20 protein-coding genes are annotated in these 20,346 nt (G+C 69.6%); 11 read left to right on the top strand and 9 right to left on the bottom strand.

Annotated elements, in window-relative coordinates; translation table 11 throughout:
* Positions 1–34: 34 nt before the first annotated feature.
* Entirely contained in the window at positions 35–1,183 is a 1,149-nt protein-coding gene (locus ACIBTM_RS36905; protein WP_395881799.1) for a N(5)-(carboxyethyl)ornithine synthase, read from the bottom strand.
* A gap of 236 nt (positions 1,184–1,419) precedes the next feature.
* Positions 1,420–2,238: an NAD(P)H-binding protein gene (locus tag ACIBTM_RS36900; RefSeq protein WP_395881798.1), complete on the bottom strand. Its 819-nt coding sequence runs from the start codon at positions 2,236–2,238 to the stop codon at positions 1,420–1,422.
* Positions 2,239–2,388: 150 nt separating this feature from the next.
* Between ACIBTM_RS36900 and ACIBTM_RS36895 the strand changes: the two genes are divergently transcribed.
* Positions 2,389–3,534 carry a CaiB/BaiF CoA transferase family protein gene (locus tag ACIBTM_RS36895; protein WP_395881797.1) on the top strand — a complete coding sequence of 382 codons (1,146 nt, stop codon included), beginning with the start codon at positions 2,389–2,391 and terminating at the stop codon, positions 3,532–3,534.
* 58 nt (positions 3,535–3,592) lie between these two features.
* Complete coding sequence (locus ACIBTM_RS36890) at positions 3,593–4,756, top strand: FAD-dependent monooxygenase (RefSeq protein WP_395881796.1); 1,164 nt, start codon at positions 3,593–3,595, stop codon at positions 4,754–4,756.
* A 14-nt stretch (positions 4,757–4,770) separates the two neighbouring features.
* Here ACIBTM_RS36890 and ACIBTM_RS36885 read toward each other — a convergent pair whose 3' ends face one another.
* Positions 4,771–5,244, bottom strand: coding sequence for a MarR family winged helix-turn-helix transcriptional regulator (locus ACIBTM_RS36885; protein WP_395881795.1), 474 nt, complete (start codon positions 5,242–5,244; stop codon positions 4,771–4,773).
* A gap of 76 nt (positions 5,245–5,320) precedes the next feature.
* Between ACIBTM_RS36885 and ACIBTM_RS36880 the strand changes: the two genes are divergently transcribed.
* From ACIBTM_RS36880 to ACIBTM_RS36860, 5 genes are all read left to right on the top strand, one after another.
* A complete protein-coding gene (locus ACIBTM_RS36880; RefSeq protein WP_395881794.1) occupies positions 5,321–6,094 on the top strand; it encodes an ABC transporter permease in 774 nt (257 codons plus the stop codon).
* Between the two features lie 147 nt (positions 6,095–6,241).
* Positions 6,242–6,835 (top strand): RNA polymerase sigma factor, encoded by a 594-nt coding sequence (locus ACIBTM_RS36875; RefSeq protein ID WP_395881793.1) that lies wholly within the window; start codon positions 6,242–6,244, stop codon positions 6,833–6,835.
* A complete protein-coding gene (locus tag ACIBTM_RS36870) occupies positions 6,826–7,392 on the top strand; it encodes an Asp23/Gls24 family envelope stress response protein (protein ID WP_395881792.1) in 567 nt (188 codons plus the stop codon). Before ACIBTM_RS36875 ends, ACIBTM_RS36870 begins: the two co-directional genes overlap by 10 nt.
* On the top strand, positions 7,382–7,783 hold the full coding sequence (locus ACIBTM_RS36865; protein WP_395881791.1) for an Asp23/Gls24 family envelope stress response protein: 402 nt from the start codon (positions 7,382–7,384) through the stop codon (positions 7,781–7,783). Before ACIBTM_RS36870 ends, ACIBTM_RS36865 begins: the two co-directional genes overlap by 11 nt.
* Positions 7,780–8,085 carry a hypothetical protein gene (locus ACIBTM_RS36860; protein ID WP_395881790.1) on the top strand — a complete coding sequence of 102 codons (306 nt, stop codon included), beginning with the start codon at positions 7,780–7,782 and terminating at the stop codon, positions 8,083–8,085. Before ACIBTM_RS36865 ends, ACIBTM_RS36860 begins: the two co-directional genes overlap by 4 nt.
* A 61-nt stretch (positions 8,086–8,146) precedes the next feature.
* On the opposite strand, the gene ACIBTM_RS36855 is transcribed toward ACIBTM_RS36860, so the two are convergent.
* Together ACIBTM_RS36855 and ACIBTM_RS36850 are read right to left on the bottom strand one after the other, a co-directional pair.
* Positions 8,147–8,824, bottom strand: a complete 678-nt coding sequence (locus ACIBTM_RS36855) for a fasciclin domain-containing protein (protein WP_395881789.1) — start codon at positions 8,822–8,824, stop codon at positions 8,147–8,149.
* 88 nt (positions 8,825–8,912) lie between these two features.
* Positions 8,913–10,469: a molybdopterin-dependent oxidoreductase gene (locus ACIBTM_RS36850; RefSeq protein WP_395881788.1), complete on the bottom strand. Its 1,557-nt coding sequence runs from the start codon at positions 10,467–10,469 to the stop codon at positions 8,913–8,915.
* Between the two features lie 250 nt (positions 10,470–10,719).
* On the opposite strand from ACIBTM_RS36850, the gene argG reads away from it, so the two are divergent.
* Positions 10,720–12,168 carry an argininosuccinate synthase gene (argG, locus tag ACIBTM_RS36845; RefSeq protein ID WP_016332537.1) on the top strand — a complete coding sequence of 483 codons (1,449 nt, stop codon included), beginning with the start codon at positions 10,720–10,722 and terminating at the stop codon, positions 12,166–12,168.
* Positions 12,169–12,235: 67 nt separating this feature from the next.
* Here the strand turns inward: argG and ACIBTM_RS36840 are convergent, their stop codons facing one another.
* Complete coding sequence (locus ACIBTM_RS36840) at positions 12,236–13,177, bottom strand: helix-turn-helix transcriptional regulator (RefSeq protein WP_395881787.1); 942 nt, start codon at positions 13,175–13,177, stop codon at positions 12,236–12,238.
* Here ACIBTM_RS36840 and ACIBTM_RS36835 point away from each other — a divergent pair.
* Positions 13,176–13,883: an SDR family oxidoreductase gene (locus tag ACIBTM_RS36835; RefSeq protein ID WP_395881786.1), complete on the top strand. Its 708-nt coding sequence runs from the start codon at positions 13,176–13,178 to the stop codon at positions 13,881–13,883. The genes ACIBTM_RS36840 and ACIBTM_RS36835 overlap by 2 nt on opposite strands.
* A 7-nt stretch (positions 13,884–13,890) precedes the next feature.
* On the opposite strand, the gene ACIBTM_RS36830 is transcribed toward ACIBTM_RS36835, so the two are convergent.
* Both ACIBTM_RS36830 and ACIBTM_RS36825 read right to left on the bottom strand, forming a co-directional pair.
* A complete protein-coding gene (locus ACIBTM_RS36830) occupies positions 13,891–15,159 on the bottom strand; it encodes an SON protein (RefSeq protein WP_395881785.1) in 1,269 nt (422 codons plus the stop codon).
* 131 nt (positions 15,160–15,290) lie between these two features.
* Positions 15,291–16,475 (bottom strand): PQQ-dependent sugar dehydrogenase, encoded by a 1,185-nt coding sequence (locus ACIBTM_RS36825; RefSeq protein WP_395881784.1) that lies wholly within the window; start codon positions 16,473–16,475, stop codon positions 15,291–15,293.
* Positions 16,476–16,802: 327 nt separating this feature from the next.
* Between ACIBTM_RS36825 and ACIBTM_RS36820 the strand changes: the two genes are divergently transcribed.
* Positions 16,803–17,957 (top strand): Cys-Gln thioester bond-forming surface protein, encoded by a 1,155-nt coding sequence (locus tag ACIBTM_RS36820; RefSeq protein WP_395881783.1) that lies wholly within the window; start codon positions 16,803–16,805, stop codon positions 17,955–17,957.
* Positions 17,958–18,341: 384 nt separating this feature from the next.
* Here the strand turns inward: ACIBTM_RS36820 and ACIBTM_RS36815 are convergent, their stop codons facing one another.
* Positions 18,342–19,085: a helix-turn-helix domain-containing protein gene (locus ACIBTM_RS36815; RefSeq protein ID WP_395881782.1), complete on the bottom strand. Its 744-nt coding sequence runs from the start codon at positions 19,083–19,085 to the stop codon at positions 18,342–18,344.
* A 54-nt stretch (positions 19,086–19,139) separates the two neighbouring features.
* Here ACIBTM_RS36815 and ACIBTM_RS36810 point away from each other — a divergent pair, with 54 nt between their 5' ends.
* Positions 19,140–20,336 carry an MFS transporter gene (locus ACIBTM_RS36810; protein ID WP_395881781.1) on the top strand — a complete coding sequence of 399 codons (1,197 nt, stop codon included), beginning with the start codon at positions 19,140–19,142 and terminating at the stop codon, positions 20,334–20,336.
* Positions 20,337–20,346: the final 10 nt, after the last annotated feature.

Raw genomic sequence — 20,346 nt, 5'->3', positions numbered from 1 at the left:
TGAGGGCTCGATGAGAACTTTCTCATCCGCGGGCTCACCGACGCTCGTGCGGATACTCCGGCGAGCGGTGCTGGAAGGCCAGGATGTCGGGATTCCGGATCGTGCCTTCGCTGATCTCGATCGCCCGGTCGAGCGTCGGGTCGGCGGCCCACGCGGAGCGCCCCGCCAGCACCCGCTCCAGATGCGGCAGCAGGGCACCGCTGATCTCCCACGTCGCCGAGTCCCAGAGGTAGGACGGGCTGTGGTCGACGGCGTAGTAGGTGAGGCCGCCGACCTCGAAGGTCGGCTCCGCGAACGTCGTCGGTTCGGCCCAGCTGAAGCCCATCGCCTCGTCACAGGAAACGTCGACGACGAGGCTCCCGCGCCGGAACGCGGCGAGGTCTTCCTCGACAAGGAAGGTCAACGGTGCCTTGGGGTCCTGCAGTACACAGTTGACGACGATGTCGTGCCCGGCGAGGAACTCCGCCAGCGGCACGCGGCCGTCCTCCGTGATCGCGTGACTGCGGCGGAGGTCCGCCGGGCCCTTCAGATCGTGGTCGAGGTGCACGATATTCGCCGAATGGATCGGCGAACCGACCGCGGTGACGCCGCGGTGGGTGAGGACGTGCACGTCGTGGATTCCGTGCGCGTTCAACGCCGTCACCGAACCACGCGCGGTGGCGCCGAAACCGATCACGACGGCGCGGAGACGACGGCCGTAATCGCCCGTCGAACCGGTCAGCTGCAGCGCGTGCAGCACCGAGCAATAGCCTGCCAATTCGTTGTTCTTGTGGAAGACATGCAGGTTGAAGGAACCGTCACGGCGCCAATGGTTCATCGCTTCGAAGGCGATGAGGGTCAGCTTCCGGTCGATGGCCAGCTGGGTGAGTTCGTCGTCCTGGACGCAGTGTGGCCAGCCCCAAAGGGTCTGCCCCGGCCGGAGTTCGGCCAGGTCTTGCGCGAGCGGTTTGGCGAGGAGAATGACGTCGCAGTCCGCGGTCAGTTGTTCGCGGGAACGCATTCCCCCGACCAGGGGCGCGAGATCCGCGTCCGGGAGGCCGAAACGTTCGCCGTAGTCTTTCTCGAGAAAAATGCGCTTACGGAGTCCAGGGTCGATCCGCTCGAGATGTCGTGGATGGATCGGAAGCCGCCACTCGTTTTCTTTTCGCGAGTGACAAATGACGCCGAGCGTGAGTTGGTCCACTTGGGGCCCCTTAATTAGACCCTTACTCTAAGCGCAGGGGCCCGGTGCGGACTCGCGGCGCCCCCACCGGGACCGAGCAGGCCCGACAGATGGGGCTCGAACCGGAAAGCCGGCCGAGACCACCATCGTCGGGTTCCCGGCCCTGCTGACCACCGGAACTCAGCGGACCTCGATGAGCGCCTCGGGTTCGGCGACCCGCCTCCAAGCAGATGGCGCGGTCGCTGGTGCCCGAGTGGTCACTTGAACGCCGCCGCGTTCCGCGCCGCCCATTCGGCGAAGGTGCGTCCCGGTCGTCCGAGCACCTTTTCGACGTCGGGGCTGACCCGCAGTTCGTCCTCCGTGGGCGTGCCGAGGATGGAGAGCGTGGCCTCCACGACCACCGGCGGCATGAACTCCGACATCGCGGCGCGGGCCTCGTCTTCGCTCAGGTCGGTGAACCGCAGCGGCTCGCCCAGCGCCTCGCCGAGGTCCGCCGCCTGCCGCCGGGGCGAGATCGGCTCGGGTCCGGTGAGCACGTAGGTCCGGCCGTGGTGGCCGGGTTCGCGCAGCACGGCCGCCGCGACGTCGGCGATGTCCGCCGGGTCGATGACGGGCAAGGCGACGTCGCCGAACGGTGCGGCGACGACCCGGTCGGCCCGGATCGCCGGTGCCCACTGGAAGGCGTTCGACGCGAACCCGCCCGGCCGCAGCACTGTCCACTCCGGACTCGACGCCTTGACCGCCTCTTCGAACGCGGGCGCGTGCCGCCCGGTCCCGACCCCCTGGGAGGACAGGAGCACGATCCCGGCTCCCCCGGCCGCCGCGACGATCTCCGCGACGTCGCCGCCCGCCGCCATGAATTCTCCCGAGGTCAAAAGGAAAATCCGGTCCGCGCCGTCGAAGACCTGCTTCAATCCGTCGGACCTGGTGAGGTCGGCTTGCACGGTCCGCACGCCGTGGGGCACGTCCGCCGCCGAGATCCGGCGCGACACCGCCGTCACCTCTTCTCCCGCGGCGGCAAGGGTTTCCACCAGCAGCCGTCCCACGTTCCCGGTCGCTCCGGTCACCACGATCATGGTCTCTCCTCGATTCACGTTGCGTTGACGCGACCGAAGCTACCTCCCTGGTGATAGTAGGTACCTAGAGGAAAGTATTGGGAAAACCGGCCTTTCGTGAGCGCGATCACAGCTTCGGAGACCCGGCGGTGACCACATAGGGTCGGGTCCATGTCCGAAACCGCACTCGGCCCGCTTCGCGTCCTCGACTTCTCGCGGGTACTCGCCGGCCCGTTCGCCACCATGCTGCTGGCCGATTTCGGCGCGACGGTGATCAAGGTCGAGCGGCCGGGCACCGGCGACGACACCCGCAGCTGGGGCCCGCCCTACGACGCGGCCGGTCAGGCGACGTACTTCCAGTCGGTGAACCGGAACAAGACGAGCGTGGCGCTGGACCTCGGTGATCCGGACGACCTCGCCCAGGCCCGCGCGCTCGCGCTGGAGGCCGACGTCGTGGTCGAGAACTTCCGGCCCGGCGTGATGGACCGTCTCGGCCTCGGCCCGGACGCGCTGCTGGCGGCGAACCCCCGTCTCGTCCTTTGCTCCGTCACGGGTTTCGGTTCCGGCGGCGGCGCCGCGCTGCCCGGTTACGACCTGCTCATCCAGGCCGTCGGCGGACTGATGAGCATCACCGGTGACCCGGCGGGCGAGCCGCAGAAGGTCGGCGTCGCGCTCGTCGACGTCCTGGCCGGGCTGTTCGCGAGCGTCGGCATCCTCGCCGCCCTGCGCCACCGCGACCGGACCGGGCAGGGGCAGCGCGTCGAGATCGACCTGTTGTCCAGCCTGCTCGCCGCCCTGGTCAACCAGGGCAGCGCCTACACCTCAGGCGGGGTGGTCCCGGCCCGGATGGGCAACCGGCATCCCAGTATCGCCCCTTACGAACTCGTCCCCTGCGCCGATCACGAGCTCGCGCTCGCCGTCGGCAACGACCGGCAGTTCGCGGCGCTGTGCGAGGTCATCGGCCTGCCGGAACTCGCACAGGACAGCCGGTTCGCGACCAATCCGGCGCGGGTCGCGCACCGGACCGGACTCCGCGCGCTGCTCGAAGAGCACTTGGGCAGGCGTCCCGCGGCCGAGTGGGCGGCGGAGCTGAGCGCGGCAGGCGTGCCCGCCGGGGAGGTCAACGACGTCGCGGGCGCGTTCGCGCTGGCCGAGCGGCTCGGCCTGAGCCCGACGGTCGAACTCCCGCGGCCCGACGGCACCTCCGTGCGGCTGACCCGCAACCCGATCGGGCTGTCGGCGACGCCGCCGCGCTACGAGACGGCGCCGCCGGACGTCCCTGGTCAACTCACCCTTCCCCTGCCCGGCTGGAGCTGACGGAGAGCGGTCAGCGGACTGTCAGCGCTTCGTCAACCCCGGCCGCGAAGCTCCTGCCATGACGAACAGGACAGTCCTCATCTCCGGCGCCGGCATCGCCGGTCCCGCACTCGCCTTCTGGCTCTCCCGCCAGGGCTACGCGGTCACCGTCGTCGAACGGTCACCGGAACTCCGCCCGGGTGGCCAGGCGGTCGACTTCAAGGGCGCCACCCACCTCGCCGTACTCGAACGGATGGGCATCCTCGACGAGATCCGCCGTCACCGGACCGGCGGGCTCGACCAGACCATCGTCGACGCCGAGGGACGGCCGCTCGCCGTCTTGCCCGGCGAATTCACCGGCGGCGACGTCGAGATCCGGCGCGGCGACCTGGCCCGGATCCTGTACGACCGGACCTCGTCGGACTGCGAGTACGTCTTCGGCGACTCGATCACCTCGCTGACCGAAACCCCCGACGGCGTCGACGTCACGTTCGAGCGCGAAGCCCCGAGGCGGTTCGACCTCGTCTTCGGCGCGGACGGCATCCACTCCACCGTGCGACGGCTGGCGTTCGGCCCGGAAGCCGACTACGTGGAACACCTCGGTCACTACTACGCCCTGGTCGAGACCGACGAAACCGACGGCGGCCCGGCCGTGATGTACAACGAGCCCGGCCGGATGGCCGCCACCGGCGGGCCCAAGGCGACCGCGTTCTTCGTGTTCGCCTCCCCCGAGATCGGCTACGACCGCGACGACACCGGCAGGCAGAAGGAGATCCTGACCGCCGCGTTCGACGGCGGCGGCTGGCGGCTGCCCGAACTGATGGAGCTGGTGAAGCGCTCGGACGACGTCTACCTGGACTCGATCGCCCGGGTCGCGATGGACGGCTACTCCACCGGACGCGTCGCGCTCCTCGGCGACGCGGCGTACGGCAACACGCTCGGCGGCTTCGGCACCGGGCTCGCCATCGTGGCCGCGTACGTCATCGCGGGCGAACTCGCCGCGGCGAACGGCGACCACGAACTCGCCTTCCGCCGGTACGACGAGAAGTTCCGCGGCTACGCCAAGATCGCCCGCAACGCCAACGCGGGCCCGTTCCTCGCGCCGCCGACGAAACTGCGGATCAAACTGCGTGACCAGATGTTCCGGCGTCCGTTCCTGTTGCGGGGGATGCTGTGGGTGACCGACAAGTTCGCCACCGACATCACCCTCGACGAGTACCCCGCGCTCGCCCGGCGGGGCTGACCACGAGGCCGGGGTCAGAGCGGCGGCGCGGCCCCCTGGCCGCGTTCGCTCACGGCTCCGTGTTCGGCGACCTGGAGCAACAGTCCCGCCGCCACCCGAACGATCTCGCGTTCCGCGGGGGTCAGCGTTTCGTCGAGGGCCCCGGCCAGCCAGCGGTTGCCGTCGCGGACGTGTGCGCGCAGGGCTTCACGGCCGGCGTCGGTGATCGCGATCCGCTGAGCCCGCCGGTCGTGCTCGTCGGGACGCCGGGCCACGCGGCCTTCCGTTTCGAGCGTGTTCAGCACTCTGGTCAGGGACTGCGGCTGCAATCCCTCGATCGCGGCGAGCGCGCTGACGGTCAGCGGCCCGCCGTGCCGCAGGTTCGCCAGCACCGACGAAGCCAGCCTGCTCAGGCTCCGGTCTTCGCCGGGCTGCTCGGCCCGGAGGCGGGACGACAATCGCGAAACGGCCCAGCGCACCGACTCCGCGGCCTGCGTGGCTTCACTCATGATGCAACGCTAACACTTGTCAATCTCGAACCAAACTCGCTGATCCAGCGAAAATAAGCAAGCGTAAGCTTCACATATGACTCCGAGTCCGTGGCGCGTGTTCTGGGGCCTGCTGGAGCACGATCTGCTCATCACCCGGAAGCAGCTCGGCGGAGTACTGGCGCAGGTGCTCATGCAACCCCTGCTGATGCTCCTGGTGTTCGGAAAGGTCCTCGGCGCGCTCGGCTACACCCCGCCCGGCTACGCGCGGCTGCTCCTTCCCGGTCTCGTCGCGCTGAACGCGTTCTTCGCCGCCGCCCAGAACGCGTCCTTCCCGCTGGCGATGGAGTTCGCCACCCGCACCATCGAGAACAGGCTGCGGGCACCCGTGCCGCTCGCCTGGATCGTCGTCGAGCGGATCTTCGCGGCGGCGTCGCGCGGCCTGGTCACGGCCGTGCTCATGGTCCCGGTCGGCGCGCTCGTGCTCGGCGAGCTGTCCTGGCGGGCGGCCGGTCTCCCGGCGGCGCTCGGGTACACCGTGCTCGGCGCGCTGGCGGGTGGCGCGGCCGGGGTGACGATCGGCTCACTCGTCTCCCCCGCCCGGATCGGGATCACCTTCTCACTGGTGATGCCGCCGTTGCTGTTCACCGGCTCCGCCCAGTTCCCGTTCCCCGAACTCACCGCCGTCCCCTGGTTCCGGGCGCTGTGCGCGCTGAACCCGATGACCTACGTCAGCGAGGGCCTGCGCGGCGCGCTGACCCCGCAGATCGCCCACCTGCCCTCGTGGCTCTGCGCGCTCGCGCTGGTCCTCGCGCTCGTCGTGCTCACCCCCGCGGGCCTCTTGGCGTTCCGCCGCCGGGCGATCACCTGACTTCGGCGTGCGCGATCCGCCGCGCCGTGGTCGGCTGGATCGGGTTTCCCGCGTGACGTTTCCGGGGAAGCGGTGTCTTACGGGTGACCACCTGCCCGGGTGGGGTGAAGGGAGCTTCGGCATGACGGCGCTGCACAGGTGCGCTCGATGACGACCTCGGCGAGAACTTCGGCGAGAACAGAGCCGCTCGCGGCCGGCGAAACGGTGCTGGACGACGCGACGCTGGTGGCGCGCGCCCGCGACGGCGAGATCCGCGCGTACGAGCAGCTCGTCCTGCGGTTCCAGGGGCCGATGTACCGGCTGGCACTGCGGATGCTGGGGAACAAAGGAGACGCCGAGGATGTCGTCCAGGAGGTGTTCCTCGTCGCCTGGCGGCGGCTCGACCAGCTGCAGGAAGACGCGGCTTTCGTCGGCTGGCTCTACCGGATGACGACCAACCGGTGCCTGAACGTGATCCGCGCCAGGAAGCCGGTGGCCGACGTCGAGCTGGACCAGCAGGAGTCCACCGGTTCGGCGGGGCGGCCGGAGCGCGCGGCCGAGACGAGCGCGCAGATGACGGCGCTGACCGGGGCGCTGGATCAGCTGACCGCCGAGCAACGGGCCTGCTGGCTGTTGCGCGAGGTCCACGGGCGCTCCTACGAGGAGATCGCGAAGGCGATCGGAGCGACCACCACCGCGGTGCGGGGACGCATCGCGCGAGCACGAGCACAGTTGGCGGAGGTGATGGCGCCATGGCGATGAACCACGCGACCCGCGACTACCTGCTGCCGTGCGGCCGTGATGTGGAACAGGTCTGGGAACGGCTCGACGAGGTCGAAGCCGGCCGGGCGGACGCGCACGAACTCGACTGCCCGCATTGCCGGGCGACCCGCGAAAGCCTGCTGGTGCTGCGCGGACTGACCAGGGAACTGGCCGACGACGACGCCGAGCCGTCGCCGGATCTCACCAGCCGCATCATGTCCGCGATCCGCGCCGAGGTGCGGCGCCGCGATCTGGTGCCGCTGGCGAGCCCGGAACCGGGCGAGGTCCAGGTGAGCGATCAGGCGGTCGCGGCCGTGCTGCGGTTCGCCGCGGATTCCGTCGACGGCGTCCGTGCGCGGCGCTGCCGGGTCCTGCGCGCACAGGACACCATTGACGTGCTGGCCGTGAACGTGGAACTGAACCTGGCGATCGCGCATGATTTCGACGGTGACTCGCTGGACGTCGTCCGCGAGCGGGTCACGGCGGCGGCGGGCGCCAGGGTCGGCCTCCGGCTGGCCCGGCTCGACCTGGTGGTGGAGGACATCTATGACGCGTGAGCACGCCCCGGCCCGGCAACTGGTCGAGACGGTGATCGCCCCGCCGGTGATCGCGGCGGTCGCCGCGCACGCCGCGGCCAAGGTCCCCGGCGTGGTACGCCTGGAACCCGGGCTGCGCGGGCTGGCCGGCTCGCTGACCCGGATCGCGCGGCAGCGCATCAAGGGCCTCGAACCGGCGCCCACGGAAGGGGTCCGCGCGTTCGTCGAGCACGACCCGCCGGACGTGCGGGTGGAGATCGACCTTTCGCTCTCCGGCCTGGACCAGGCCGCCGCGACCGCGCAGGCGGTGCAGCGGGCCGTGAGCAAAGCGGTCACCGAGGCGACCGGGCTCACCCCGTCGGCCGTCTCGGTGTCCATTCTGGACATCGAAATCCGAGGAGGACTGCTGTGACCGCACGTTCCGAACTGACCGCTTCGCTGATCAGCGCCCTCCGCGAGATACCGGGGCTGCGCGCGGCCACGCCGTCCACCACGGCCGCCGCGTCGGCGGTGCCATGGGATCTCGACGTGATGGCCGTCGACATCTCCGAGAACGTCGTCGAGATCCGCGTGGTCGCGCTGGCGGTGCCGATCCCGCCGCTCACGGAGGCCGCCGGGGCCGCTTTGCGCGCCGTGCTGACCGGAACCCCTTGGGAGAACGCGAGCCTGCGGCTCGTGGTGACCGATGTGGACGCCGCCGCGCTCGTTCCCTGACACGAAGATCGCGGTGGCCGCGCCCGAAGGCGTGGCCACCGCGATCTCGGGGGGCGGGGACCTAGTTCTTGTGGGTGCCCGGGGTCAGCACCTTGTCGATGACGAAGACGGTGGCGTTCTTGGTGGGGATGTTGCCGCACAGGACCTTGGCGCCGTTGACGGTCATGTTCTCGCCGGAGCCCTCGATCTTGACCGGGCCGCCCGCGGTGTTCAGGCTCTCCACGGACTTGGCGGACTCCAGGCCCTTGGCGTCGTAACGCTTGCCGACGACGTGGTACTGCAGGATCGGGGCCAGCTGATCCGGCTTGCCCGCCAGCTCGGTGAACTTGGCGTCGCCCAGGGCCTGGAAGGCCGGGTCCGCCGGGGCGAACACGGTGATGGCCTGCTGGCTGTTGAGCGTGTCCACCAGGTTGGTGGCCTTCACCGCGGCGACCAGCTTGGTCAGCAGCGGGTTGGTCGAGGCGGCGCTGGCGACCGGCTGCGGGCCCATCGAGTCCAGCGAACCCGGCGCGCTGCCCTGCGGAAGCTGCGAACAGGCCGGGCCGAACACGTCGGCGTTGGTGGTGACCCCGTCACCGGAAGCGGCGCTGGACATCGGGGCCGACATCGACGAGGACGGGGCGGGCGCGGGGGCGCTGCTGGAGCTGCCGGACGAAGCGCTGTCGTTGCTGCTGCAGGCGGCCAGGGCCAGCGCGGTGACCGCGGTGAAACCGATTCCTGCGACGCGAAGCTTGCTCACGGAAAATCACTCCATTTGTTTTTCGGACTCTTACCGGGTATTCGGAACTACTGCGAAATCGGATTGCCACCCTTTCGAGTGACGCCGATCACCGTGCGGTGAAACTGATGACGTGCCAGCCGGTCGCCCCGTCGGGAACGGTTCCGGCGCGGGCGTCGGTCTGGGTGTAACCGGATTTGTCGACAGCGCGGACGGTGACCTGATGACTGCCCGCCGGAACGTCGAATTCGATCCACCACATCCGCCAGGTGTTCACCCCCACCTCGCGGGAAAGCGTTGCGGGAAACCAGCTTCCGTTCGCGCCGAGCCGGACTTCGACGCGCTCGATCCCGGTGTGCTGCGCCCACGCGACACCGGAGACCCGGACCTTGCCGGCGGGTACCGTTTCGAATCCTTTCGGACTGTCGATCCTGGACTGCGTTTTGATCGGAGCCTGTTCACCCCAGCCGCGATCGAGCCAGTACGCGCGGCGCGCTTTCCAAGTGGTGATCTCCAGGTCTTCGACCCATTTCGTCGCCGACACATAGCCATAGAGGCCGGGGATGACCATTCGCGCGGGAAATCCGTGTTCGACCGGCAGCGGTTCGCCGTTCATCCCGATCGCCAGCATCGCGCCCCGCTCCGGGTCGAGCGCGGCGGCGACCGGGCTACCCGCGGTCCAGCCGTCGACGCTGGTGGAGAAGATCTGCTCGGCACCGGGCAGGATCCCGGCCTCCCGCAGCAGCTCCCCGAGGTCCACGCCGATGAAGTTCGCCGTGGACACGTAGTTCCCGCCGACCTCGTTGGACACACAGGTCATCGTGATCGTGCGTTCGATCAGCGGCCGGTCGCGGATGTCGTCGTAACTGAACCGCTTTTCTTCGCGCACCATGCCGTGCAGCCGGAGGCTCCAGTCCTCGGCGCGCACCTGCGGCACCGACAGCGCCGTGTCGACGCGGTAGAAGTCGCGGTTCGAGGTGAGGAACGTCGGGGTGCCGAGTTTCGCGAAATCCGCGTCGGCCGGAATGGGCGGCGCCGGCTCGGCGAGCACGAGCCGCCCGACGGCCGTCCGCGAAGACTCCGCGTCTCGCGTGCCGGCGAGGAGCTGCCCGCCTGCCCCCGCCGCCCCCGCGGCCACGACGGCACCGGCTCCCGCCAGCAACACCGACCTGCGCGACGGCGCTGCGCCCGCGACCTCGGCCCGGGGAGCGGCCGAGGCCAGGCGGTGCAACCAGAAGAAGACGCCGACCCCGGCGATCAGGCTGGCCAGCGGCGCGAGCAGCGCGACCGGCGAGAGGTCGGGCCGCTGCGACACGGCGAGTCCGCCCAGCAGTCCGAAGGCGGCGATCAGCACGATGCCCGGAACGGGTGACCGGCGCGAGACGATCCCGGCCACGGCGGCCGCGAGCACCATCACCACGGCCATCCCGCCGAGCAGCACGAGCTTGTCGTAGACGCCGAACGTGCGGACCGCGAAATCCTTCAGCTCGACCGGCGTCAGATCGATCGCCCCGTTGCCGACCGCGAGGTACGGCGAGGCGTTGGCGCTGATGAACCCGGCCACCAGATGACCGGCCGCCAGTGCCGCGGCGAGGGCCACGACACCGATCAGCGCCGCCCCGAAGAAGGGGAGGCGTGGTTCCCGAGCGGCCCGCGAAGTCTTCATGCCAGGTATTCGTGGCCGCCGGGTGCGCGGACAGGTCGCAAAGAAACACGGGCCTCGCGTGATCAAGCACCGCACTCGCGTGCCCAGGGACGTGACTCGCGTGCTTGGAGACCGCACAGGCGAGTCACGTCTTCAAGCACGCGAGTTCCGCCTCCGATCACGCGAGTCGCGTCTACGCCCGCCACCCACCCGAGTTGCCCTGCTCACCCCGGCTTGCATGGTCATACACTCCTATGCATATACTTCCATCATGTCCAAGGTACTCACCTCTCTGCCTGTCGGCGAACGCGTCGGGATCGCCTTCTCCGGCGGCCTCGACACCTCGGTAGCGGTCGCGTGGATGCGCGAGAAGGGTGCAGTGCCGTGCACCTACACCGCTGACATCGGCCAGTACGACGAACCCGACATCGCGTCGGTCCCGGGCCGGGCGAAGGCCTACGGCGCCGAGATCGCGCGCGCCGTCGACTGCAAGGCCGCGCTGGTCGAGGAAGGGCTCGCGGCGCTGTCCTGCGGCGCGTTCCACATCCGCAACGGCGGCCGCACCTACTTCAACACGACCCCGCTCGGCCGCGCGGTCACCGGCACCCTGCTGGTGCGCGCGATGCTCGAGGACGACGTCCAGATCTGGGGCGACGGCTCCACCTTCAAGGGCAACGACATCGAGCGGTTCTACCGCTACGGCCTGCTCGCGAACCCGTCCCTGCGGATCTACAAGCCGTGGCTGGACGCCGCGTTCGTCAGCGAGCTCGGCGGCCGCAAGGAGATGTCCGAGTGGCTGCAGGCCCACGGCCTGCCGTACCGGGACAGCACCGAGAAGGCCTACTCCACCGACGCGAACATCTGGGGCGCGACACACGAGGCCAAGTCGCTGGAGCACCTCGACACCGGCATCGAGATCGTGAACCCGATCATGGGCGTCCGGTTCTGGGACCCCGAGGTCGAGATCGCGCCCGAGGACGTCACGATCGGCTTCGAGCAGGGCCGCCCGGTGACGATCAACGGCAAGGAGTTCGCCACCGCGGTCGACCTGGTCCTGGAGGCCAACGCCATCGGCGGACGGCACGGGCTCGGCATGTCCGACCAGATCGAGAACCGGATCATCGAGGCCAAGAGCCGCGGTATCTACGAGGCGCCGGGCATGGCGCTGCTGCACGCGGCGTACGAGCGGCTCGTCAACGCGATCCACAACGAGGACACCCTCGCCAGCTACCACAACGAGGGCCGCCGCCTCGGCAGGCTGATGTACGAAGGCCGCTGGCTGGACCCGCAGGCGATGATGCTGCGCGAATCGCTGCAGCGGTGGGTCGGCGCGGCCGTCACCGGCGAGGTCACCTTGCGGCTGCGGCGCGGCGAGGACTACTCGATCCTCGACACCACCGGCCCGTTCTTCAGCTACCACCCGGACAAGCTGTCCATGGAGCGCACCGAGGACTCGGCGTTCGGCCCGGTGGACCGGATCGGCCAGCTCACCATGCGGAACCTCGACATCGCCGACTCGCGCGCCAAGCTCGAGCAGTACGCCGGGCTCGGCATGGTCGGTGGCGGGCACCCGACGCTGATCGGCGCAGCGCAGGCCGCGTCGACCGGCCTGATCGGCGCGATGGACGCGGGCGGCGCGCAGGCGATCGCCTCGCGTGGCAAGGCCTCGGGCGAGGACGAACTGCTCGACCACGCCGCGATCGAATCCGGCACTGACTGACCCGAAACGAACGGGACGCGAAAGCGCCGGGCGCGCGGCATCGAAGCCGTTCGCCCGGCGCTGTTCTTCATCCGGTCAGGGTCTGCGTGCCGAGGACGGTGAGCAGCGCGAGCCGCTCGGCGGCCTCGGAACCGGGCTCGGCCGTGTAGACCATGATGTGCAGGTCACAGCCCTCGACGGTCAGGACGTCGCAGTCCAGTTCGACCGGCCCGACCGACGGATGGTCGATGATCTTGCGGGCGGATTCGTGCCGTCCGACGGCGCCGGAATCCCACAGCCGCGCGAACCCCGGGCTTCCGGTCCTCAGTTCGGTGACAAGCCGGGCCAGCCGCTGATCGGCCGGATAGCGGGCGGCCGCCGAACGCAGGTCCGCGACGAGCACCGATTCGAAGGCGCGCAACGATTCCGGCGTGTGCCGGGCACGGGTGCCCTCGCCGAGGAAATGCCGCCAGACGGCGTTGCGTTCGTAGCCACGCGCCTGGGACGGATCACCCATCAGCGCGGCGTAGGGCGGGTTCGCCGACAGCAACGTCCAGGTGGCGTCGAACACCGCGACGGGTATCCCCGACATCCGGTCGATCAGGCGCTGGACACCGGGCGTGACGTACGCGGAGACGACATCGGGGCCCGGCGCCGCCAGCCCGGCGAGACCGAACAGGTGGGCTCGTTCGGGCCTGGAGAGCCGAAGGGCCCTCGCCAGCGCCTCGACCACTTGATCGGACGGATGTGCGGCGCGGCCTTGCTCCAGCCGGGTCACGTAGTCGACGGAGATCCCCGCCAGCAGCGCCAGTTCCTCCCGGCGCAGCCCGGCCGCGCGCCGCTGTCCGCCCTCGGGCAGGCCGACGTCCGACGGGGCGACGCGGTCGCGCCAGCGTCGTACCGCTCGCGAACTCCGTCGCCGCCATGGCGTCCAGTCTGCCCCGGTATCCCGTGACCTGCCTGGTACCCGGAGTCCCAGGAAGCTCAGGCGACTGGCTGCCCCGGTTCGCCGGGGCGACGCTGGCCCCATGACCACCACACTGATCACCGGGGCCAACAAGGGCCTCGGCCGCGAGACCGCCCGCCGTCTCATCGCCGACGGCCACACCGTCCACCTCAGCAGCCGGGACGCCGGACGCGGCCGTCGCGCCGCCGAAGAACTCGGCGCACGCCTGATCCTGCTCGACGTCACCGACGACGCGTCCGTGGAAGCCGCCGTGAAGACCATCGAAGCCGAAGGCGGGTTGGATGTGCTGATCAACAACGCCGGTGTCGAAGGCCGGACGGCGGACGGCGGCGTGATCGGCGCCGCCGACATGACCGCGGACGACCTCCGCACGACCTTCGAGACCAACGTCTTCGGCACCGCGCGGGTGACGCACGCCTTCCTGCCGCTGCTGCGGCGCTCGCCCGCGCCCGTGGTGGTGAACGTCAGCAGCGGCCTGGCGTCACTCACCGGGCTGACCATGCCCGGCTCGCCGGCGTACGCCTATCCCGGCGTGGCGTATCCGGCGTCGAAGGCCGCGGTCAACGTGCTCACCGTCCAGTACGCCAAGGCCTTCCCCGGGATCCGGGTCAACGCCGTCGAGCCGGGCTACACCGCGACCGACCTCAATGGACGGACAGGGCACCAGACCGTCGAAGAGGGCGCCGAGATCATCGTCCGGATGGCCTCGATCGGCCCGGACGGCCCGACCGGCGGCTACTTCGACGTCTCGGGGCCGCTCCCCTGGTGACCAGGCGTCACTTGCCGCCGAGCTTGGACCGCCGTTGCCCCAGTTCGTCCATCAGCCGGGTGATCTCGACCTGCCCGATCGCTTCGGCCAGCACGGAAACCGAGGCGATGCTCTCGATCTGGTACTGCACCGGCACCCCGCCCGACGCACGCGATCGAGCTTCCGCGTCCGCCTTCTTCTCCGCCTCGACGGCCGAGAAGACACTGCCTGCCCCGCCGTTGACGCAGCTGATCGACCCCGAACCGTTCAGCGGCAGGGTCGCCGTGTTCCGGCAACTGCCCGCGGACCGGCCGCCGATGGTGACGTTCGCGGTCATCGTGGCGTTGACCTGGCCGGTGACCTTCCCGCCGCTGTTCGCCGACGCGGAGCTGGACACGTTCGCGGTGACCGTGCAGCCCGAGGCACCGCACGCGACCGTGGCCGCGCCGTCCATGTCGAACCGCACGCCGGTGTCGACCGCGCCGGAAAGCTTCTGCGTGTTCTCCATCAGGTTTTCGTAGACGGCCACGGTCTCTTCCGGCGACAAAGCGTCCACATCGGACTCTCCGAGACCGGCGCCGGCGGGCATCTGCGGCAGTGATTCCGCACCGGGCATCGTCGGGACGCCGGGCATCTTCACGGAGTAGCGGAGAAGCCGGTGCGGCGCCTCCTTCGAGACGTACAGGTCACCGGCGGGCGTGCTCGCCTTGAGCGCCGGGACGTCACGGACGGTCTCGTTCTGGTCCCCGGGGATCTCGTCCACGCGCTCCAGCGCCTCGCGCAGCCGGGCGGCGAGCTTCTCCGGGGACTCGAACTGCTGCAGGACCGGGCCGAACAGCGCGTCCTCGCCGGTGATCCACCGATCCTTGAGATCCTCGGCCTCGGACGAGTCCGCCCGCGCCCCGGGCAGCAGGCCGTCCGGCGCCTTGAAGTAGACCTTGCCGCCGACGACCAGGATCTCGATCTTCTTGCCCTGGAAGGACATCGTGCCGGACGTCTCGCCGTACGCCGTGGTCTTGACGTCCGTCTCGATCATCCCGCCGACCGCGGAGGTGCTGTTCCGGACGGCGGGCGCCGAGGAAAGCCCGGCAAGGGCCTGCTCGAACGGTTCACGGCCGGCTTTCGAGGGCCACAGCAACCAGGTCGTCAGACCCGCGAGGAGCACCAGCACCAGCCCGGCGATCCCGGCGAACAGCGGCCACCGGGGTTTCCGCGCGGGCGGCACCGGTACCGGTTGCGGGACCCAGCCCTGCGGCGGCGGCCACTGCGCGCCTCCGGGTGGGAATGATTGCTCCACGTCGCCCTCCATCACTGAATTCACCGAACGAAACCCACGCTATGGAGGGAGGATGAAAACTTGATGAAACGCGATCCGGTGCGCCGGGAGGCCCCCTGCCGCGCCGGGCGGACGCGGCAGGGGAAGCCGGTTCAGCCCTTGCGCGCGAACGAGATCCGGTGCAGTCCGCCGGGCTGCTCGTCGGCCAGGTACAGCTCGCCGTTCTGATCGGTGCCGAACGTGGTGGCGTCGAGCGGGAACTGGCCGATCCGGGCGCTTTCGTAGGTGCCGTCGGTCTTCTTGCGGACGGCCCAGGCCGTTCCCTGGCAGAAGTCGGTGGCGAGATAGGTCCCGCCGGCCAGGGAGGCGTACTTCCTGCCGCGGTAGACGTGCCCGCCGATCACCGCGCAGCCCTCCGCGCCGGAGATGTAGTGGAAGACCGGTTCGGTGTAGGTCACGCCGTCCTTGCACCGCGTCTCGTCGAACACGACCGGCCCCTCCTTGCAGGACCAGCCGAAGTTCGCGCCGCCCTTGCCCTTGGCGAGATGATCGACCTCCTCGAAGCGGCCCTGACCGACGTCGCCGATCCACAGCGAACCGTCGGCCGGGTCGAAGGAGAACCGCCAGGGATTGCGAAGCCCGTACGACCAGATCTCCGGCCGCGCGCCCGCGACGCCGGCGAACGGGTTGCCCGGTGGCACGCAGTACCGCAGCGGACGGCACGCGCGGCTGACGTCGACGCGCAGGATCTTGCCCAGCAGCGTGTCCAGCCGCTGCCCGCTGGCCAGCGGATCGCCGCCCCCGCCGCCGTCGCCGATCCCCCAGTACAGATATCCGTCCGGCCCGAACGCCAGCTGGCCGCCATTGTGGTTGGGGAACTCGGCGTGCGGCTGGGTGATCAGCTCGGTGAGCTCACCGGTGTCGAACCGGACCCGGGACAACGTCACCGCGCTGTCGGACTTGCGGGTGTACGCGACGTAAGCCCGCCTGTCCTTGGCGATCGCGAGCCCGAGCAGGCCGCGTTCGACGTCCGCGCCGTTCACCTTGTCGCTGATGTCCAGAACCGGTTTGGCGGCGAGCCCGGTCCTGGGGTGATAGGCCCGGACGACCCCGCGTTTCTCCACGATGAGGATCCGGCCGCTCCCGTCGTCGAGCGCGGTGATCGCGGTCGGGTTCACCAGCCCGGACGCGACCTTGGTCGCCGTGGCGGTCAGCTCACCGAGCGGAACACCCCGCGCTTCCTCGGTTTCCGCGCTGCTCGCGGCCGGGAGCAGCGCCCCGGCCAAGGCGAGCCCGGCCACCAGGGACAACCCCCGGCGGAGGTGCCGTCGCGTCATGAGGGACTCCAATCGCCAGTGAATGGTCTGGTCCAATTCAACAGCGGTCGGCGGAGCGGCGGTACCTCCATACGCGAGGTTCTCGTTGGTTTCTTTCCCCCGGAGCACGGTCATCTACTCGCCCAAGATCGTTTTCCCGCCGTTCACTCTTCTTTCAGGGCAATTCGGACATGACCCATACCCCCGAGTAGCCACTTGTGTGACTTCTGTATGCTCCGCTCTCGCTCGATGGGATTAGTCATCCCCCATCCGGGCGAGCCGTTGCGGTCGGGGCCTGTGGTCGCATTCGGCACTGGCATTCGTGGTCCGTATTCGGATGGGAGACACATGCACGGCAGGTCAGTTCTGGTTCGCGGCGGGATCGCGGTCGCCACCGCGGCCATCGCGATGACGATGGCCGCTCCGGCCGCCCTCGCCGACGACGGCGCGGCGCGGGGCCGGGTCGTCGAAGGTTCCGGCACCGATGGTTTCAGCGTCAACTTCGAGGGCGGGCAGCACTACGTCACGAAGCTGTTCGGCCTGAAGCTCTCCGACGGCAGCAAGCTCAAGATGTACTGCGTTCAGGTCGAGGTCGGCATGCGCACCGATCAGGACATGATCGAACGTCCGTGGAACAAGTACCCGGACGCCGCTTCGCCGTTCAACAAGAACAACTCGAAGATCAACTGGGTCCTGCACCACGGCTACCCGGTCGTCGCCGTGAAGGCGCTCGAGAGCGCGCTTGGCAAGGACGTCAAGCTGACCGACGGCCTGTCCGTCGAGGAGGCCGTGACCGCGACGCAGGCCGCCGTCTGGCACTTCAGTGACGGCAAGAACCTCGACCGCAAGAAGCCACTGCCCTACGAGAGCGCCGAAGAGTCGGCCGACGTGCTGGCCGTCTACGACTACCTCACCGGCAAGCAGAACGTCGGCATCGGGCAGCAGCCGAAGCCGACCCTCGACATCGGCCCGGCCAAGGCCTCGGGCGCGACCGGCTCCAAGATCGGTCCGTTCAGCATCGCCACCAACGGTGACATCACCGAGCTGACGAGCAAGCTGCCCGAGGGCGTCAAGGTCACCGACGCCGACGGCAAGGAGATCAAGGCCGCCGCCATCAAGGACGGCACCAAGGTCTACGTCGACGTTCCCAAGGACGCCAAGGACGGCGACGGCTCGTTCTCGCTGAAGGTGAGCGGCCACCTCGACACCGGTCGCCTGTTCGTGGGCGAGAACTACGCGAAGGTGCCCGCGCAGTCCCTGATCGTGGCGGAGTCCGAGAAGACCTCGGTCGTCGCGAACGCGACCGCGAGCTGGAAGCAGGGTGGCGCGCCCGCCACCGACACCCCGGCGCCCACCACCCCCGGTGGCGCCGAGTCGGGTGGCGGCGACGAGCTGGCCAACACCGGTGCCTCCGCGACCATGCCGCTGGTGATCGGCGGCGCGCTGCTCGGCGCGGGTGTGCTGATGGTGCTGCTGGTGCGTCGTCGCCGTAGCGAGGCGTAAGCAGCGAACGAAGCAGAGGCGGGGCCGGTCCATTGTGGACCGGCCCCGCTTTCGTTGCGCGGTGCCGCCGGTCCGTGAAGCAACCCCACCGGCCACGACAACGGCGCGTGAAGGCCCCCTTCCCTCGACTCAGCCGAGGAAACTCGACCTTCGCACCCTGCCAAGTACCTGAAGGCCCCCTTCATTGCGTCCTGCGTCAGCAGTTCGTGTCGTATTTCTTCTGGTCTCGGGGTGACCGAAGGGGACTTTCACCGCATGTGACGCGAGTACAGCGCCCTTCACCGCGTGAGATGAAGAAGACTTGCCACGAATGTCCGCAAGGGACCCTCTTCGGCGACTGAATATCCGATTGATGTCCATCTCACGACCGGACCAGGCGACTCTTCACCGGTCGTAATGCGTGCCCGGCGTATGTCCGAAGGCGCGGCGGAAGACGTCGATGAACGCGCTGGTGGACGACCAGCCGCAGGCATGCGCCACCGCGGTCACCGGAGTGTCCTCGGCCAGGAGGACCAAAGCGCGGTAGAGCCGCAACTGCGTGCGCCACTGCGGGAACGTCATGCCGAGATCGGCTTTGAAGAGCCGGGCCAGGGTGCGATCGCTGGCCCCGACCCGGGCGCCGAGGGCGGCCAGTGTCCGGTTGTCGGCCGGATCGGCGCTGAGGATCTCGCACAGTGCGCGCAGCCGCGGGTCGGCCGGCGTCGGCAGGTGCAGGGGTTGCTGCGGCGAGGCGCGCAGCTGATCGAGCAGGACCGCGCGCAGCCGACGGCGTTCCGGGGTGTCGTCGCGCGGCGGATCGGTGTACGCGCGGATGAGTTCACGCAGGAGCGGGCCGACGGCCAGCACGCTCGGTTCGTTCAGCCGCAACGGGTTCACGGTCGCGGGCAGGCCGACGAGGCGGAGTTCGAGGTCACCGTGCGCCTGATGGGCGTGCACGGTCCCGGCGGGCACCCAGATCGCCCTGGTGGCCGGCGCGACCCAGGAACCCTTGTCGGTCGTGATGGCCAGTACGCCACGGGCGGCGTAGACGACTTGGTGCTCGTCGTGGCGGTGCGCGTCGACGATCGTGCCGGAGGCCAGGGACCGGACCTGGGTCGGCGCCGCGGGCAGGTGGCGGATTTCCGTCATCATTTGTCATTTTATCGGAAGCGCGACACCGTCGCCCGCGACGAACCTGGCGGGATGTCGAAAACCAAAGCAATCACCCTGCTCTCGGCCGGGCACGCGTGTGTGGATGTGTATCAGGGTTCGGTGGCCGCGCTCGTGCCGTTCTTCGCGGCCGAACGCGCCTACGGATACGCGGCGATGTCGGGAATCGTGCTCGCCGCCTCGCTGCTTTCGTCGGTGGCACAGCCGTTGTTCGGCGCGCTGACCGACCGCTGGGCGATGCCGTGGCTGCTGCCGTCGGCCACGCTCCTCGGCGGCCTCGGGATCGGCCTCGGCGGACTGGTCGGCTCCTACCCGCTGACGCTCGCCTTCATCGCCGTGTCGGGAATCGGCGTGGCGGCCTATCACCCCGAAGCCGCGCGGGTCGCGAGGATCGTGAGCGGCGGCGGGCATACCGCCATGGGCTGGTTCTCCCTCGGCGGGAACATCGGGTTCGCCGCCGCGCCCGTCCTCGTCGCCGCGGTCATGGCACTGGGCGGGCTCCGGATGTCACCGCTGCTCGTCGTTCCCGCGCTGGCCGGATCCGTGCTCTGCCTTCCCGTGCTACGCGCCCTCACACGGAAAGCCCGCACCGGCGGCTCGCGGTCGGACGTCGACGGCGTCGACGACTGGAGGTCGTTCGCGAAACTGTCGGCGGCGGTCGTCTTCCGCTCGATCGTGTTCATCGGGCTGAGCACGTTCGTCTCCCTCTACGCCCAGCAGCGGACCGGAGGCGGCACGACGACGGGCAGCGCCGCGCTGTTCCTGCTCTACCTCGGCGGCGCCGTGGGCACTGTGCTGGGCAGCAGGCTGGCCGGACGCCGGGGCCGGGTCACCGTGATCCGCTGGTCGTACCTGGCCACCGTCGGCGCGGTCGCGGGAGTCGTGTTCATACCGGGCCCGGCCTTCTTCCCGTCCGTCCTGCTGGCCGCGGTGAGCCTGTACATCCCGTTCTCACTGCAGATCACCCTCTCCCAGGACTATCTCCCCACACGGGTCGGCACCGCCAGTGGCGTCACTCTCGGCCTGACGGTCAGCATCGGGGGCCTCGCGAGTCCCGTCATCGGAACCGTCGCCGACCACACGTCTCTGCAGACGGCCTTGATCCCGCTGATCGCGCTTCCCGCCTTATGCTGGTTCGCGACCCGCTCCTTGCCGGAGCCGGGCGCGCCGAAGGACGCGCAAGAGCAGGATGCGCCCGATGGCATGAACCTCACGGAGAACAGCCTCTGATTCCATGCCG

Origin of the sequence: Amycolatopsis sp. NPDC049868, assembly GCF_044461365.1 — a bacterium.
Classification (GTDB): domain Bacteria; phylum Actinomycetota; class Actinomycetes; order Mycobacteriales; family Pseudonocardiaceae; genus Amycolatopsis.
This window is presented reverse-complemented; position numbering and strand designations above follow the sequence as displayed.